Origin of the sequence: Micromonospora sp. WMMD714 (genome assembly GCF_029581315.1) — a bacterium.
Taxonomy (GTDB): domain Bacteria; phylum Actinomycetota; class Actinomycetes; order Mycobacteriales; family Micromonosporaceae; genus Micromonospora; species Micromonospora rifamycinica.
Window position 1 is genome coordinate 1223970 of sequence record NZ_CP120744.1, and the last position, 17153, is coordinate 1241122.

5 protein-coding genes and 3 rRNA genes are annotated in these 17153 nt (G+C 66.8%); 1 reads left to right on the forward strand and 7 read right to left on the reverse strand.

The features are described 5' to 3' along the window. Positions 1-29: 29 nt before the first annotated feature. From O7625_RS05565 to O7625_RS05575, 3 genes are all read right to left on the reverse strand, one after another. Positions 30-1592: a DUF6114 domain-containing protein gene (locus tag O7625_RS05565; RefSeq protein ID WP_282344802.1), complete on the reverse strand. Its 1563-nt coding sequence runs from the start codon at positions 1590-1592 to the stop codon at positions 30-32. Positions 1593-1672: 80 nt separating this feature from the next. Next, on the reverse strand, positions 1673-2215 hold the full coding sequence (locus O7625_RS05570) for a DUF6230 family protein (protein ID WP_084261376.1): 543 nt from the start codon (positions 2213-2215) through the stop codon (positions 1673-1675). A gap of 551 nt (positions 2216-2766) precedes the next feature. Continuing rightward, positions 2767-8154, reverse strand: a complete 5388-nt coding sequence (locus tag O7625_RS05575; protein ID WP_282344804.1) for a fibronectin type III domain-containing protein — start codon at positions 8152-8154, stop codon at positions 2767-2769. A gap of 510 nt (positions 8155-8664) precedes the next feature. Here O7625_RS05575 and O7625_RS05580 point away from each other — a divergent pair. Beyond that, complete coding sequence (locus O7625_RS05580; RefSeq protein WP_282344806.1) at positions 8665-10494, forward strand: VanW family protein; 1830 nt, start codon at positions 8665-8667, stop codon at positions 10492-10494. 163 nt (positions 10495-10657) lie between these two features. Here the strand turns inward: O7625_RS05580 and O7625_RS05585 are convergent, their stop codons facing one another. The 4 genes from O7625_RS05585 to O7625_RS05600 form a co-directional block, all read right to left on the reverse strand. Beyond that, positions 10658-11284, reverse strand: a complete 627-nt coding sequence (locus O7625_RS05585) for an NAD(P)-binding domain-containing protein (protein WP_067314953.1) — start codon at positions 11282-11284, stop codon at positions 10658-10660. A 520-nt stretch (positions 11285-11804) separates the two neighbouring features. Next, positions 11805-11921, reverse strand: a 5S ribosomal RNA gene (gene rrf, locus O7625_RS05590). A gap of 111 nt (positions 11922-12032) precedes the next feature. Beyond that, positions 12033-15144, reverse strand: a 23S ribosomal RNA gene (locus O7625_RS05595). 395 nt (positions 15145-15539) lie between these two features. After that, positions 15540-17054: ribosomal RNA gene (locus tag O7625_RS05600) — 16S ribosomal RNA — on the reverse strand. The 16S, 23S and 5S rRNA genes sit together here, the layout of an rRNA operon. Positions 17055-17153 lie beyond the last annotated feature (99 nt).

The following is a 17153-nucleotide window of genomic DNA, read 5'->3' on the forward strand; positions in this document are numbered from 1 at the left end:
CCCCCGACGCACCCGGGGGTGGAGTGAGGTCAGGAGAGGCTCAGGTCCAGTGCGGGTCGGGCGGTCAGCGCGTCGGACTCGACGAAGGCCAGGTCGATCACCGGGTCGGTGAAGGTGATCGGGACCGGTGAGGTGATCGGGATGCCGTCGGGAAACGGCAGGTCCGGAGTCAGCGTGATCGTGATGCCGAGCAGCTTGCCGACGAACCGGGTGGCGTAGAACGCGACGTCGCCCCGTACCGTCAGCTCGTCGGTGACGTACCGCTGGTGGCGGCCCGCCGGCCCGTCGGCGAGCAGCGTGAAGTCGGCGGTGACCGCCTTGGCCATGCTGAACTTCAGCGTCGTCAGCGTGCCGTCCGCGGTCGGCAGGTCGACGATCCCCTCGAACCGCAGCCCGGTCATGGTGACCTTGGTGCCGGTCAGCTTGGACGGCTGCCGGGCCACCGTCGGCTGCCCCTGCTCGGGGGCGATCCTCGGCAGGGGCTTGCCGACCTCGACCCGCTTGGCCGCGCGCGGCACCGGCTTCCCGCAGGTTCCCCGGCCGGGCCGGGCGGACGCCGTCGGGGACGGTGGGGTGGACCCGGTGGCCGTTGCGGTCGCGCTCGGCCCGGGCCGGACCCCGGAACCGATGACCGCCCTGCTGGCGCTGGGCTCGGGCGTGGGGGACGCCGCCGCCGGCGCGGTGTCGTCGTCGCCGGTGAACAGGTCGGTGATGCCGTCGAGGATGTCGGTGAGCAGGTTGCCGTCGGGCGTCGCGGACGGCGTGGGGCTGGGACCGGCCGGGACGGACGGACGTGCGGAGGGTGCGGTCGCGGTCTTCGTCGGCCCAGGGCAGGCCGGCTCCGCGAGCGCCGGCTGCGCTCCCCGGGCCGCGAGCAGCGCGGCCATGGCGGTGATGGTCAGCACCAGCAGGATCGCGTACGACCGCGGGTCTCGATGGTCCGGGCGGTAGGGGCCAGCGCCCGGGTCGACGGTCGGCAGGATCCGCGTGGTGTCGGCGGCTCCCGCCCGGTCACCCCGGACCGGCTCCCGGAGCGGATTGCGCGGTGGGGGCAGCGTGTCGGTCAGTGGACCGGTGGTGTGCTCCTCCTGCCACGGCGGCATCAGCTCGTCGACGAGGGGCTCCGCCTCGGCCGTGTCCTCCTCCGCCGCCGCTTCCTCGCCCGCCGCGGTGCCGTTCCCGGCGGGTGGGGATGCCGGGGTGCGGGCCGGAACCCAGGCGAAGCCCAGCGCGCTTCCCACCATGCCCAGGAGCAGCCCGATGAAGAACCCGCCGAGGTTGACCCCGATCAGCGAATAGACTGCCGTCACCGCCGCGATGACGGCGTAGAAGAGGCGCTGCTGCGGGGTGAACCACATCAGCATCCCGCAGGTGACCAGGATGACCGGGATCAGCCAGGACAGGAAGCCGGTCGGCCCCATCTGGAAGGTCAGACCACCGAGACTCATCTGGGTGGTGGCGAAGATCTCCAGACCGGCCAGCGCGGTGAGGAGGCCGCCCCAGAACGGCCGCGACCGCCGCCACCGGCGGAAGGCGCGCCAGGCCTGGCCGATCCGGCTCTGTGGGGCGGGCCGCTGGTGGGCGGATGTCACGTGTCCTCCTGGCGATGCTGACGTGGGTGGTACCGGGCCGGGGCCCGTCGCGGGTGGCCGCCACGGGCCCGGTCCTCAGCTCAGAAGCACTCCTTGGCGGCGGCCCCCACGTTGATCTTCAACTTGAGGCCGTTGAGGGTGAAGACACCGGCGCTGGTGGAGCGGGCCACCTGCTCCAGGTCCTTGATGACGACCTTGTCGGCGCTCTGGCCGAAGGACTTCGGCGTGGCCCCGGCGTTCAGGTCGGTGGCGTCCCGGCCGATCTTGATGTTGGTGAACTCCGCGTCACCACCGAGCGAGTCCATGTCGATGAGCAGGCCCTCGGCGGTCGCCGGCTTGCCGTCGCCACCGGCGTTGATGGTGAGCACGATCGGCATGTCCGGCACCTTCACCGACTGGCAGAGGTCGTAGAGCTTGGCGTTGGTGATCTCGGAGACGGCCACCGGGTGCGCGGTCCCGTCCTTCTCCTTCACGAAGCCGCCGTACTGCTTGAAGCCGGTGCCCTCCAGTTTGGTGGCACCGACCTTGAAGGTCTGTCCGGAGACGGCGAACGACGCGGCGATCGCGCCGTTGGACATGCCGAAGACGATCGCCCCGGCCACCGCGGTGGCCGGCACCATCATCGCGGCGAAGCGACGCCACCGTGTCCCGCCGCCGTGCTGGCGGCCTTCCGTTTCACTCACGGGGTTCTCCTTGACGAGGGGTCAGCACCGAACGCGGTCGCGGTTCGGGAAGAGGTGGAGGGTGCTGCGGTTGCCACCGGTCCGGTGGCCGCGTGCAGGCTGCCACCGGGGGTGGTCGCGTGCAGTACGCGGATTGGATGTTCCCGCGAAGCGACCTACCTCACAAGACCCCTTGCTACCGGCGGGTAACGGGCAAAAATCTTGGGGATGTCCGAATGTTACCGACGGTTAACATCGACGAGCCGGCAAGCTCCCTCAATTCGCCCAGAACGCAGCGGCCGAACTCGATCCCGCCACCCTGGGTAGACACACGCCCACAAACATCACCTTTTGATAACGCTGACCTGAGGGTTGTCTGTGGGTGACGATCGTGGCGCACAGCGGCACCGGTCGTCACGCCGCACACGCAGCCGCCGGGCCTGGCGCAGGAAGGACCCGGTGCCGGCCGACGGTCCTCCGCGAACCGCCGGCCGGCACCGGAACCGGCACTCCTAGCCTTGTCCCCCGTCGCAGTGGTCGGAGTCGCTGGCACGGCCCCAGTCCTCACCGTTCGGGCCGTAGACGCTGGCGAAGAGGTCGTAGTCGGCGACCCCGTTACTCTCGTGCTCGTTCACCGGCACACCCCAGGATCCGTCGCTCCCGGTCGTCACCCAGTAGTCCGACCAGGTCCACAGCACATCGTTCTTCCAGACCCGGAGCTGCACCCTGATCCGCTGGTTCTCCCCGCCCGCCACACCGAGCGCACTGGACTTCACCGACGTCCAGCCGACCGGGACGTCCTTGATCGGGACGTAGTAGTCCGTGCAGGTGACGGTGGCGAAGACATGGTGCACCCGGACGCTGACGGTGTTGGTGGCGCTGCTCTGGCCGGCGACGTTCTCCGCCACGACCTTGAACTCGTACCGGTTCCCGCCGGTCAGCATCGGCACGTGGGCCGAGGTGCCGGTCAGGTAGGCGGCTTCGGTGCCCCATCCCGCGCCCCGGGTGACGTTCCGCATGTACACCCGGTAGGTGACCCGCGGCGACGGACTGGCCAGCCAGGTCAGGAGGACCGAGTTCTGCCCCACCGTGGCCTTCAGGGTGGTAGGGGCCTGTGGGAGCGGCGGCCACGGCCGCGCACTCACCACGCTGGAGGCCGGTGAGTCGCCGCTGAGGTTCGTCGCCCGCACCCGGAACTCGTACGTCGTGCCGTTGAACAACAGGTTCACCGTGTACGCACAACACCCCACCGCCACCGGCAGCGTCGTCCAGCTACCACCCCTGGCCCGCGACTCGATCCAGTACGACACGTTCGCCGTCGGACTCGCCGTCCACCGCAGGGTCACCTTCGCATCGCCAGCCGTCGCCGTGAGACCCGTCGGCGCCTGCGGCGTCGGCGGCATCGGCCGCGCACTCGCCACGTTCGAGGCCGGTGAGTCGCCGCTGAGGTTCGTCGCCCGCACCCGGAACTCGTACGTCGTGCCGTTGAACAACAGGTTCACCGTGTACGCACAACACCCCACCGCCACCGGCAGCGTCGTCCAGCTACCACCCCTGGCCCGCGACTCGATCCAGTACGACACGTTCGCCGTCGGACTCGCCGTCCACCGCAGGGTCACCTTCGCATCGCCAGCCGTCGCCGTGAGACCCGTCGGCGCCTGCGGCATCGGCGGCATCGGCCGCGCACTCGCCACGTTCGACGCGACGCTGTCCCCCGACACGTTCGAGGCGGCGACCTTGAATTCGTAGGTGTGCCCGTTGACCAGATAGTTTGCCGTCAACGAGGTGCCCGTCACCGGCAGCGGCAGCTTCTGCCAGGACTGCCCCTGCGTCCTGTCCCGCTGGTAGACCTGATAGCTGACCCCGGACGTCGCGCTGGCTGTCCAGCTCAGGGTCACCTTCCCGTCCCCCGCGCCGGCGGTCAGCCCGCTCGGCGCACCCGGCAGCCCGCCCTTGGCCGTCACCTGCACGGTGTTCGAGTTCGGCCCCTGGCCGCCCTGGTTCTCCGCCGCCACCCTGAACTCGTACACATGGTTGTGCACCAGCAGGCCGATGGAGGCGTGGGTGTCCTCGGTCGGGTACGGCAGCCTGACGAACGCCTCCCCCGCCGTGACGTCCCGCCGGTAGATCCAGTAGAGGTTGCTCGCCGGTCCCGGCGCGTCCCAGTCGAGATCGACGGTGCCGTCCCCGCCGGTGGTCCCGCGCAGGTTCGCCGGAGCGCCCGGCACGGTGTAGCGGGAGGTGGCGCTGGCCACCGTCGACTGCGGCCCGGCGCCGGCCGCGTTGGTGGCCGCCACCTTGAACTCGTACACGTGCTGGTGGACCAGCAGGCCGGCGGTCATCGTGCAGCAGGTCGTGATCGGCAGCGGTAGTTTGCTGAAGCCCTGTCCGGCGCTGACGTCCCGCTGGTAGACGTCGTAGAAGAAGTCGCCGCCGGCCGGTGCGGCCCAGGTGAGGGTGATCCCGCCGTCGGACCGGGGCGTCGCGGTCAGACCGGTGACCTGAGGGGGCAGGGGTGGCATCGGCTTGGCGGTTGCCAGGTTGGACGGTGTCGACTCCCCGCCCTGGCCGGTCGTGGTCACCGTGAACTCGTAGGTGTGCCCGTTGGCCAGCAGGCCGGCGGTGAACGTGCAGCAGGTGGTGACCGGCAGCTCCAGGGTGGTGAAATCGGTCTCCCCGGCGGTGACGTCCCGCTGTCTGACCAGGTACCAGACGTTGGGTGTGGTGCTCGCCGTCCAGTTCAGCACCACCTGGGCGGCACCGGGGGCCGCGGTCAGCCCGGTCGGTGGGGCCGGCTTCGGATAGGTCGAGGTCGCGCGTGCCGGGGTCGAGGTCGGCCCCTCCCCGCCCGCGTTGAGCCCACTGACCTTGAACTCGTACTGGTGCCCGTGCAGGAGGTACCCGGCGGTGTGGGTGCAGCAGTCGGTGACCGGCAGGTCGAGCCGGGTGAAATCGGTCTCGCCGGTGGTCACGTCCCGCTGGTGGACCCAGTACGAGACGTCGGTGCCGAGAGAGTTCCAGGTCAGGCTGATCGAGCCGTCGGCCTGTGGGGACGCCACCAGGCCGGTGGGTGCCGCCGGCACCGCCAGATGGGTGGTCGCGGCGGCGACGTTCGACTCCGGCCCGGTGCCGGCGCTGTTCGCCGCCGCCACGGTGAACTCGTACCGGTGCCCCTCGATCAGGTTGCGGGCGACGGCGTCGGTGGCGTCGAAGACCGGTGACGGCCAGCGGGTGGCGGCGGGTTCCCCGGCGGTGACATCACGCTGGGAGACCAGGTAGTGCAGATTCTGGTCGGCGACCGGTGCCCAGTCCAGGGCGATGGTGCCATCGTCGCGGGCGGTGGCGGTGAGGTTGGCCGGCGCGACCGTCGGCGGCCGTTCCACATAGAGCAACAGGTTGGGCGAGGTGCCGATGTTGGACAGCTTGCCGGCGGTGGCCGCCCGGGTCAGGGCCGTCTTCACGTCGGCCGGGCTGTAGTCGGGGTGGGCGTGGAGCAGCATCGCGGCGGCACCGGCGACCAGGGGCGCCGCCATCGAGGTGCCGAAGCTGTACGAGACGTCCAGGTCGTCGCCGATCCCGGCTCCCACGATGTCCGCCCCCGGCGCGAAGAGGTTGACACACTGCCCGAGGTTGCTGGTCACTTGGGTGGTGGAGAGCCGGGAGTCGTCCAGGTCGCTGGCGCCGACGGTGATGACCGCCGAGTCCTTCCCGGTCCGGGCCGGGGAGTAGTCGCAGGCGTCTCCGCCCTGGTTACCTGCTGCGGCGACGACCACGATGCCGGAGCCCGCCGCCGCCCTGGTGGCGTGGTCGAGACTGTCCGCGTAGGGGTGGCCGGCGTCACTGGTGAGGCTGAGGTTCATCACCGCCGGCCGGTGGTCTTCGGCGTCCCCCATCGCCCAGTCGATCCCCCGCACGATGGTGAGGGTGTCGGAGACGGTCTCACCGGTGGTGGTGCAGGTGAAGACCTTGACCGGCACCAGCCCTGCCGCCTTCGCCGCACCGTAGTCGGTCCCGCCGAGCAGACTGGCCACCGCCGTCCCGTGCCCTTGACCGCAGTCCGGCGTACTGGTGCTTCCGTCGAAGGCGTTGAAGCCGGTGTCCACCCGGCCGCCGAACTCCTCGTGGGTCGCCCGGATCCCGGAGTCGACCACGTACGCCCGCACCGCTCCGTCGTTCGGATAGACGTACTTCTTGTCCGGAGTCGCCTCCCGCTGGTCGATCCGGTCCAGGTGCCAGTAGGGATTGGCCTGTTCGCCACTGGCCCGGTAGGTGGCGTTCTGCTCGACGTCCAGCACGTCCGGGTGGGCGGCCAGGTTCACCGCCTGGGCCTGGGTCAGCGTCGCACCGAAGCCGCGCAGCGTGCGGGGCAGCACCGGCCCCAGGGTGCCGCCGGCCTGCGCGACGAGTTGCGCGGCGTAGCTGGCCACCCGTTCCGGCTGGGCAGCGCCCTCCTTGAGCCGGACCAGGTAGCTGCCCGGGACGGAGTCGGCCCGGTTGGCGCCCCGGACCGCGTCGGCCACCGGCAGGCTGCTCTGCGGGGTGACCGAGACGGTCGCACCGGTCGGTCCTTCCCCGGCGTTGTTCACCCCGGCCACCTTGAACTCGTAACGGTGCCCGGGTATGAGCAGCCCGGCGCGGCGGCTGGTGGTGGTCGCGGTGGTCGCGTGCCGGGCGAAGTGGGTCTGACCGCCGGTCACGTCCCGCTGGTAGACCCGGTAGGAGGTGACTCCGCTGGCCGCCGCCCAGGTCAGGTCGGCGTGGTCGTCCTGCCCGGTAACGGTGAGACCGGTCGGTGCGGCCGGCAGCCCGGTGCCGGGCGACGGTGGGGGCCAGCTGACGTCCACGAACCGGGGCCGGTAGAGCCGGGCGTCGGCGAACGTGTCCGCGAACTCCAGGCTGTTGACGTTGTACGAGATCAGCAGCTTGCCGGTGGTCGCGAGTTCGGGGTGCAGCCGCGCGTCGTAGACGATCTTCTTCCCGCCGGCGGTGATCTCCGGCGCCTGGTACAGCGGGACCGGCCCGGTCCACGGGCCGGTCGGTGAGGTGGCCCGGTAGGCCACGATCTGCGGGTCGAAGAGCAGGTTGTTCTCGTGGGTGACCAGGACGTACTCACTGCCCACCTTCTGCACCGAGTAGCTGGTGCCGACCCCGCTGAGCAGCCGCGCGACGGTGGTGCGGTCCGCCGACCAGGCGGTGCCGGTCCAGAACTGCCAGGGGCCGTCGAGCGCCCCGGTGCTGACCCGGGCGACATGGCCGAACTTCATGCGCCCGGGGGCGGTCGAGGTGCCGTAGATGTAGGTGTACGCCCCGTCCGGCGTGATCGCCGCGCCCCAGTTGACGTCCGAGCCGACCGGCAGGTCGGTCACCGCGGTCAGGGTGAGGGCGGGGAGGGCGAACCTGGCCAGCGACACCCCGGTCAGGGTGAAGTCGAGGACGCCGGTGCCACTGCGCCGGTAGCGGTTGTAGATGACCCGCAGTTCGCCGGACTCGACGACCGCGTCCCCCACCCAGAAGAACTCTCCGGACTGTGCCGGTACGACCAGCGCGGTGGGTGCGGCCGCGCTGCCGCCGGTCAGGGTCGCGCCGAGCGAGGTGCCGCTCTGCACGATCGCCGAATTGTTGATCATCGGAGAGTTGGCGGGACGGCTGCCGTCGGTGTTGACCGTACCGAGGAAGGTGTCGGAGAAGAGCCAGATCACCCGGCCGTCCGGCAGGGCCACCGAGGTGGTGCCGTCGGCGCCGGTCCAGTGGTTGCCGGCATCTCCGTAGACGTTGAACGCCGTGTTGAGTTGTGCCGCTGTCATGGTCGTGACCGCCGCTCGGGCCGGCTCGGCCTGATAGGCCAGACCGAGCATGATCAGTACCGCTGTGATCGCCGCCTGCCAGCGTCTTGTGAGCATGGCAACAGACGAAGATCCCCCGTGGATATTCATGATCACGAGCATGGCAGAGCCCGGCGGATCGACCAGACGCGCAGCGGTCGTCATTTCCGCACCAACGGCCGATCGACAACGAGGCAGGGATGCCCTGGTCAGCAGACCGTTTACCGACCGGTGCGCTTCGTGAACACGTCCGCCAGCGCTGTCGGAATCCGCCAGGAGCACGCCGGACCGTGCCGCCTCAACCACGGAGCGCTGCATCGGCCGGCTTCGGCGCGCCCGGCCTCATGACACACGGCCGGCCGTGTCCCACCGCACGGCACCACCGCCCGTACGGCTCGCCCGCACGCCCGTGCCGGCCAGCCAGGTCCCTCCACCCGGACACCGTGCCACGAACAGCCATACACCGTGTGACCGGCGACGACACGCGGTGGTGAGGATGGCCGGACGCACGCTGTCGGCTGACCGTCCGGTTGGCTACCGTAGGTGTCCCCGGGGGCCGCAACCCCCCGCGTGGTACGTCCGATCGAGGTGGCTGTGACGCTGTACGGCGACAACCAGGTCTCCGACGACCGCCCCACGGTGCAGGTCACCGCGGTGAGCTGGCCGGGCGAGGAGGAGCCCACCACGGCCGGCGGGGCCGCGGGCTCGCCCGGCCCAGCCGGCGGCAGGCCGTGGTGGCGACGCGGGCGGGTGCTGCTCGCCGGTGGGGTGACCGCCGCGGTGCTGGCCGGGATGGTGGGCACGGGCGCCTGGGCGTACGCCGGGGACGTCCCCCGCGGCACCAGCGTGCTCGGCACCGAGCTGGGGGGTCGCAGCCGCACCGAGGCGGCGAAGGAACTCCGGGCCGAGCTGGAGAAGCGGGCCGGTGCGTTGAACGCCCCGCTGACCGTGCTGGTGGGCGAGAACCGGGCGGAGATCAACCCCGCCGACGTCGGCCTGGCCGTGGACGTGGACGCCACCGTCGCCGCCGCCACCTCCGCGCAGGCGCACCCGGTGGACCGGCTGTTCGGCTCCCGGTCGGTCGAGCCGGTGGTGACCGTGGACGCCGCCAAGCTGGACGCGGCGCTACGGACGGTCCTCGGCAGCCAGGGGCGGGACATGACGATGCCGGCGATCATCTTCACCGACACCACCCCGAAACCGGTCTACCCGAAGCCGAGCCTGACGCTGGACGCGGAGCAGTCCGCCCGGGTGGTCCGCGCGGGTTGGCTGGCCGGGCAGCCGGTGACCGTGCCGGTGGTGGAGAAGAACCCCGCGACCACCCGGGAGGAGGTGGACCGGATGGTCGCCGAGCTGGCGAAGCCGGCTGTCGCCGCTCCGGTCACGATCACCTCCAGCAAGGGGTCGGTCAGCGTCCCGCCGGCGGCGATCGCCCGCGCGCTGCGCTTCTCGGCCGACGACGAGGGGAAGCTGACCCCGAAGATCGACGTGAAGCGGCTCCGGACGGCGCTCGGCAGCAAGCTGGCCGCGATCGAGTCCACGCCGAAGGACGCCGGCCTGACCATCTCCGGTGGCAAGCCGAAGGTGGTGCCGGGCCGGGCCGGGCAGCAGCTCGACTCGGCGGCCCTCGGCCGGGACCTGCTCGCGGTGCTGCCGAAGACGGACGGCCGGACGGTCACCGGGGAGCTGAAGGCGGCCGAGCCGGAGCTGACCGAGGCGAAGCTCGCCGAGTTGGGCATCAAGGAACGGGTCTCCACCTTCTCCACCAAGTTCCCCGGCGGGCTCTCCTCGCCGCGCAGCCAGAACATCATCCAGGCCGCGAAGGACGTGGACGGCACGATCGTGCAGCCGGGGGAGACCTTCTCGCTCAACGCGCACACCGGCGAGCGCGGCTACGCCCAGGGCTACAAGGACGCCCCGGTGATCGTCGGCGGCAAGCTGGTGCCCGGGGTGGGCGGCGGCGTCTCGCAGTTCACCACCACGCTCTTCAACGCCAGCTACTACGCCGGTCTCCAGGACGTCGAGCACAAGCCGCACTCGTTCTACTTCAGCCGCTACCCGGCGGTGATCGAGTCGACCATCTTCTGGCCGGACCTGGACTTCAAGTTCCGCAACAACACCCCGCACGGGGTGCTGATCGACACCGCGTACACCTCGGACACGATCACCGTGTCGATGTGGAGCACGAAGATCTACGACAGCGTCAAGACCGAGTACGGCCCACGCCGTAACATCACCGCGCCGAAGACCGTCCACCTGGAGGCCGGCCCGACGTGCATCGCCGCCGCCGGCAGCAACGGTTTCAGCCAGGACGCCTACCGGGTCATCAAGAAGGACGGCAAGGTCGTCAAGCGGGAGAAGTTCAGCTGGACGTACGACCCGGAACCCAACTTCGTCTGCGGTCCCAAACCCTCCTGAACCCGACCGCCACGACCCGGGGTCGGCCCCGCCCCGAGTCCCGACGCACGCGTGAGCCCCGCCGGCCGATCGCCGACGGGGCTCCGTGCTCTCCGGGTACGCCCGGTGGTGCCGCGGGCGGGATTCCGACGCCCTGCGGCGGTCGGGGTGGTTGTGGGTTGCGTCAGGGGCGGGCCTCGGCGAGTCCCTGACGGACCCCCTCGGCGTCCCGGTCGGTGCCGTAGACGGGGGTGTCGGGCTGCTGCCGCCAACTCTCGTCGAGGGTGCCCGCGTCCACCGGGTCGAAGCCCAGCGCGTCGACGAGCTGCATGACCAGCTGCTTGGCCTCGGCGTCGTCACCCGCCACCGGCAACGCGATCCGGTCGCCGGCACCGGCGGGCCGCCCCCGGTCCATCAGGTGCGCGGCCTGGATGTTGTTGAAGGTCTTCACCACCCGGGCACCCTTGAGGTGGTCGGCCGTCCACCGGCTGGAGGTGAGGCTGCGGTCGAGCAGCTCGGCGATGTCGCCGTCGCGCTGCGGGTAGTAGTTGTCGGCGTCCACGACGATCTTGCCGTCGAAGAGCGGGGCCGGCAGCTCGGGCACCACGAGCAGCGGAACCGCCACCACCACCAGCTCCGCGTCCTGGACGGCCTGCTCCAGGGTGCCGGCGACCGCCCCGGTCTCCTGGGCCAGGTCGGTCAGGCTGGCCGGCCCCCGCGAGTTCGTGACGGTGACGTCGTGCCCGAGGGACCGCAGCCGCCGGGTGAGGGTGCCGCCGATGTGCCCCGAGCCGATGATTCCGATCTTCATGACCACTCCTGCCTCCGCCGCTTCCGACGGTCAGTTCCGGTTCTCCGCTCAGCAGGTACCCCGCCTGGTCCGCTCCGATTGCGGACGAGGCATACCCCACGTCACGTTTCGCCGGACGGTGCGAGGACGCCGGGAAAAACCGGTACCGCATCGACGGTACGAGGTGACGGCCGCTGCCCGGGGCGGTTCACCGAACGCGGGCTGGCAGGGCGAGCTGGCATGGGCGGCCGGGTGCCGGGCTGGTGGAACTGCGGACTGGCTGGGCGCTGGTTGGCGGGCGGGTTAGCGGTGCGCCGGGCTGGTGCGCTGGCGGGGCTGGCTGGCGGCGCGTTGGTTGGTGGCGGGCCAGCGGGGTGGGTGATTAGCCGGGTGCCTCGACGCCGGGCGTATCCACGGCATGGCGGTGCGACTCGCGACCGGGATACGTGGACCCCGCCGGTTCATGGCGGGTCGGTGTCGGATAGCCGGCCGGAAATGCAGAATGCCCACCCCCATAAGGGGTGGGCATTCCACAATGATTGTCCGGCGGTGTCCTACTCTCCCACACCCTCCCGAGTGCAGTACCATCGGCGCTGGAGGGCTTAGCTTCCGGGTTCGGAATGTAACCGGGCGTTTCCCCTCCGCCATGACCGCCGTAACCTTATGAACATATCAAACAACACACACACCCACACCCGTGACCACTCACCCGGTGTGGGGGGTTGTCTGGTATTTGTTCAGAGTTGCACAGTGGACGCGTAGCAGCTTCGTAGTCAAGTCCTCGGCCTATTAGTACCGGTCAACTGAACCCGTTACCGAGCTTACATTTCCGGCCTATCAACCCAGTCGTCTAGCTGGGGGCCTTACCCCACCAAAGGTGGATGGGATACCTCATCTTGAAGCAGGCTTCCCGCTTAGATGCTTTCAGCGGTTATCCCTTCCGAACGTAGCTAACCAGCCGTGCCCCTGGCGGGACAACTGGCACACCAGAGGTTCGTCCGTCCCGGTCCTCTCGTACTAGGGACAGCCCTTCTCAAGTATCCTACGCGCACGGCGGATAGGGACCGAACTGTCTCACGACGTTCTAAACCCAGCTCGCGTACCGCTTTAATGGGCGAACAGCCCAACCCTTGGGACCTGCTACAGCCCCAGGATGCGACGAGCCGACATCGAGGTGCCAAACCATCCCGTCGATATGGACTCTTGGGGAAGATCAGCCTGTTATCCCCGGGGTACCTTTTATCCGTTGAGCGACACCGCTTCCACACGCAAGTGCCGGATCACTAGTCCCGACTTTCGTCCCTGCTCGACCTGTCAGTCTCACAGTCAAGCTCCCTTGTGTACTTGCACTCAACACCTGATTGCCAACCAGGCTGAGGGAACCTTTGGGCGCCTCCGTTACCCTTTAGGAGGCAACCGCCCCAGTTAAACTACCCACCAGACACTGTCCCTGAACCGGATAACGGTCCGAAGTTAGATACCCAAATCAACCAGAGTGGTATTTCAAGATTGCCTCCACCCATACTGGCGTACAGGTTTCACCGGCTCCCACCTATCCTACACAAGCCCATTCAGATACCAATGTCAAGCTATAGTAAAGGTCCCGGGGTCTTTCCGTCCTGCCGCGCGTAACGAGCATCTTTACTCGTACTGCAATTTCGCCGGGCCTGTGGTTGAGACAGTGGGGAAGTCGTTACGCCATTCGTGCAGGTCGGAACTTACCCGACAAGGAATTTCGCTACCTTAGGATGGTTATAGTTACCACCGCCGTTTACTGGCGCTTAAGTTCTCCGCCTCGCCCCAAAGGAGCTAACAGGTCCCCTTAACGTTCCAGCACCGGGCAGGCGTCAGTCCATATACATCGAATTACTTCTTCGCATGGACCTGTGTTTTTAGTAAACAGTCGCTTCCCCCTGCTCTCTGCGGCCATACAACGCTCCACCCGCACGGGGCTTCACGTCTCCGGCCCCCCTTCTCCCTAAGTTACGGGGGCAATTTGCCGAGTTCCTTAACCACAGTTCGCCCGATCGCCTCGGTATTCTCTACCTGACCACCTGTGTCGGTTTGGGGTACGGGCCGCTAAGAACTCGCTAGAGGCTTTTCTCGGCAGCATAGGATCACTGACTTCACCTGAATCGGCTCGGCATCACGTCTCAGCCCTGTGTACCGCGGATTTGCCTACGGCACGGCCTACACGCTTACCCCGGCACAACCACCGGCCGGGCTCAGCTACCTTCCTGCGTCACCCCATCGCTTGACTACTACCCACCAGGTTCCTGCGCTCACCATTCTTGGTCCGAAGACCGCCAACAGCTCGGACAGTTAGCACAACAGGGTTCATCACGGGCGCTCTTTCGCGGGTACGGGAATATCAACCCGTTGTCCATCGACTACGCCTCTCGGCCTCGCCTTAGGTCCCGACTCACCCAGGGCGGATTAGCCTGGCCCTGGAACCCTTGGTCATCCGGCGGAAGGGTTTCTCACCCTTCTTTCGCTACTCATGCCTGCATTCTCACTCGTGCCGCGTCCACAACTAGGTCACCCCGCTGCTTCACCCCCGGCACGACGCTCCCCTACCCACCCACACACCTGCACCAGACACCAAAATGCCTGACGAAGTATCATGTGAGTGCCACAGCTTCGGCGGTGTGCTTGAGCCCCGCTACATTGTCGGCGCGGAACCACTTGACCAGTGAGCTATTACGCACTCTTTAAAGGATGGCTGCTTCTAAGCCAACCTCCTGGTTGTCTATGCGACCCCACATCCTTTTCCACTTAGCACACGCTTAGGGGCCTTAGCTGGTGATCTGGGCTGTTTCCCTCTCGACTACGAAGCTTATCCCCCGCAGTCTCACTGCCGCGCTCTCACTTACCGGCATTCGGAGTTTGGCTGATTTCGGTAAGCTTGTAGGCCCCCTAGACCATCCAGTGCTCTACCTCCGGCAAGAAACACACGACGCTGCACCTAAATGCATTTCGGGGAGAACCAGCTATCACGGAGTTTGATTGGCCTTTCACCCCTAACCACAGATCATCCCCCAACTTTTCAACGTTGGTGGGTTCGGCCCTCCACGCGGTCTTACCCGCGCTTCAGCCTGCCCATGGCTAGATCACTCCGCTTCGGGTCTAGAACATGCGACTACAACGCCCTCTTCAGACTCGCTTTCGCTACGGCTACCCCACACGGGTTAACCTCGCCACATGCCACTAACTCGCAGGCTCATTCTTCAAAAGGCACGCCGTCACCCCGCAAGGCTCCGACGGATTGTAGGCGAACGGTTTCAGGTACTATTTCACTCCCCTCCCGGGGTACTTTTCACCATTCCCTCACGGTACTCGTCCGCTATCGGTCACCAGGAAGTATTTAGGCTTACCAGGTGGTCCTGGCAGATTCACGGCAGATTTCAGGAGTCCGCCGCTACTCGGGAACACCCACAGAAGGTCAGCAACTTTCACCTACCGGACTCTCACCGCCTACGGTCAGCCATTCCAGACTGTTCGGCTAGCCACTGACTTGATAACTCCTCGGACAAGTGTCAGCTTGTCCAGCAGGGTCCCACAACCCCGACCACGCAACCCCTGACAGGTATCACACGCAACCGGTTTAGCCTACATCCGCTTTCGCTCGCCACTACTCACGGAATCACTAAATTGTTTTCTCTTCCTACGGGTACTGAGATGTTTCACTTCCCCGCGTTCCCCCCATACACCCTATGTGTTCAGATGCAGGTGACACCACATGACTGGTGCCAGGTTTCCCCATTCGGACACCCTGGGATCACAGCTTGGTTGACAGCTCCCCCAGGCCTATCGCGGCCTCCCACGTCCTTCATCGGCTCCTGGTGCCAAGGCATCCACCGTTCGCCCTTGACAACTTGACCACAAAGATGCTCGCGTCCACTGTGCAATTCTCAACAAACAACCAACCCACAACCCAACAGCCCCACACCAGCAACCCCACCCCACCCACAGGCAGAACAGAATCCGGTATGCAAGGCCAGGCCATGCCTGGCAACCTTCAACAAGCTTCCGCTCATCCAAAGGCTCCGAAAAAACAACCACAAGGATTGTTCCTTCAGGACCCAACAGGGTGCTCTCCATCTCTTCCCAGCCGCACCGACCCGACCATTCCCACCACACCAGGTGTAGCTGTACTAGATCATCACGGCCGTTGCCAAGAAAAAACTCACCAGTGTCTCCGCCATCCGAGCACCCCGACCCGACACTCTGCGGACCGCGGGCTCCATACCAGCTTTCACTGGATGGTGCTCCTTAGAAAGGAGGTGATCCAGCCGCACCTTCCGGTACGGCTACCTTGTTACGACTTCGTCCCAATCGCCAGCCCCACCTTCGACGGCTCCCTCCACAAGGGTTGGGCCACCGGCTTCGGGTGTTGCCGACTTTCGTGACGTGACGGGCGGTGTGTACAAGGCCCGGGAACGTATTCACCGCAGCGTTGCTGATCTGCGATTACTAGCGACTCCGACTTCACGGGGTCGAGTTGCAGACCCCGATCCGAACTGAGACCGGCTTTTTGGGATTCGCTCCACCTCACGGCATCGCAACCCATTGTACCGGCCATTGTAGCATGCGTGAAGCCCTGGACATAAGGGGCATGATGACTTGACGTCATCCCCACCTTCCTCCGAGTTGACCCCGGCAGTCTTCGATGAGTCCCCGCCATAACGCGCTGGCAACATCGAACGAGGGTTGCGCTCGTTGCGGGACTTAACCCAACATCTCACGACACGAGCTGACGACAGCCATGCACCACCTGTGACCGCCCCCGAAGGACCTCCCATCTCTGGAAGTTTTGCGGCCATGTCAAACCCAGGTAAGGTTCTTCGCGTTGCATCGAATTAATCCGCATGCTCCGCCGCTTGTGCGGGCCCCCGTCAATTCCTTTGAGTTTTAGCCTTGCGGCCGTACTCCCCAGGCGGGGCGCTTAATGCGTTAGCTGCGGCACAGGAAACCGGAGAGGCCCCCCACACCTAGCGCCCAACGTTTACAGCGTGGACTACCAGGGTATCTAATCCTGTTCGCTCCCCACGCTTTCGCTCCTCAGCGTCAGTATCGGCCCAGAGACCCGCCTTCGCCACCGGTGTTCCTCCTGATATCTGCGCATTTCACCGCTACACCAGGAATTCCAGTCTCCCCTACCGAACTCTAGCCTGCCCGTATCGACCGCAGGCTTGGGGTTGAGCCCCAAGTTTTCACGGTCGACGCGACAAGCCGCCTACGAGCTCTTTACGCCCAATAAATCCGGACAACGCTCGCACCCTACGTCTTACCGCGGCTGCTGGCACGTAGTTGGCCGGTGCTTCTTCTGCAGGTACCGTCACTTGCGCTTCGTCCCTGCTGAAAGAGGTTTACAACCCGAAGGCCGTCATCCCTCACGCGGCGTCGCTGCATCAGGCTTCCGCCCATTGTGCAATATTCCCCACTGCTGCCTCCCGTAGGAGTCTGGGCCGTGTCTCAGTCCCAGTGTGGCCGGTCGCCCTCTCAGGCCGGCTACCCGTCGTCGCCTTGGTAGGCCATCACCCCACCAACAAGCTGATAGGCCGCGAGCCCATCCCAGGCCGAAAAACTTTCCACCCCCCACCATGCGGAAGAAGGTCATATCCGGTATTAGCCCCCGTTTCCGAGGGTTATCCCAAAGCCTAGGGCAGGTTACTCACGTGTTACTCACCCGTTCGCCGCTCGAGTACCCCGAAGGGCCTTTCCGCTCGACTTGCATGTGTTAAGCACGCCGCCAGCGTTCGTCCTGAGCCAGGATCAAACTCTCCAACAAAAACCTTGTCGAACAGCACATCCTGACAACAAACAAATGTTGCCAAAGGAATCCCAGCCGACCAAACCCGAAGATTCAGCCAACCCGGGGTATAAATCA